At 68.3% G+C, this 794-nt stretch carries 1 protein-coding gene; it reads right to left on the bottom strand.

Going from position 1 to position 794, the window contains the following annotated elements:
- Positions 1–778, bottom strand: a 778-nt coding sequence (locus JMF90_RS38985; RefSeq protein WP_201326536.1) for an acetyl-CoA C-acyltransferase, incomplete at its 3' end; no start/stop codon positions are given.
- Positions 779–794: the final 16 nt, after the last annotated feature.

The following is a 794-nucleotide window of genomic DNA, read 5'->3' as shown; positions in this document are numbered from 1 at the left end:
TCATCACGACGCATGCCGATGCGCCGTCCGAGAACTGGCTCGCATTGCCCGCGGTGATCACGCCGCCCGGCACCGCCGAACGGATCTTCGACACGCCTTCGAGCGTCGTGTCGGGGCGGATGCCTTCGTCGGCCGAGACCGTCACTTCCTGCGTGAACAGGCGGCCCGTCGCCTTGTCGGCGATGCCCGCGAGCACGGTGATCGGCACGATCTCGTCGCGAAAACGCCCGGCTTCCTGCGCGGCCGCGGCGCGCAGTTGCGACTGCACGCCGTAGGCATCCTGCCGCTCCTTCGAGATCCCGTAGCGCTTCGCGACGTTTTCCGCGGTCTGCAGCATGTTCCAGTAGATCTCGGGCTTGTGCTGGACGAGCCAGCCTTCCTGGACCATGTGCCGGTTCATCTCGTTCTGCACGCACGAGATCGACTCGACGCCGCCGGCCACATAGACCTCGCCTTCGCCCGCGATGATCCGCTGCGCGGCCAGCGCGATGGTCTGCAGCCCCGACGAACAGAAACGGTTCACCGTCATCCCCGGCACGCTGACCGGCAAGCCGGCGCGCAGCGCGATCTGCCGCGCGATGTTCGCGCCCGTCGCGCCTTCGGGGTTCGCGCAGCCCATGATCACGTCCTCGACGCGCGCCGGGTCGAGCTTCGCGCGTTCGAGCGCGGCCGCGACCACGTGGCCGCCGAGCGTCGCGCCGTGCGTCATGTTGAAGGCACCGCGCCAGGATTTCGCCAGCGGCGTGCGTGCGGTCGATACGATTACGGCTTCGGTCATGCGAGTCTCCTTCGGT

Source organism: Burkholderia sp. E168m23, from assembly GCF_016586125.1.
GTDB classification, from domain to species: Bacteria; Pseudomonadota; Gammaproteobacteria; order Burkholderiales; family Burkholderiaceae; genus Burkholderia; species Burkholderia orbicola.
The sequence above is the reverse complement of the archived record's forward strand: the minus strand, read 5'-3'. Positions and strand labels throughout refer to the sequence as shown.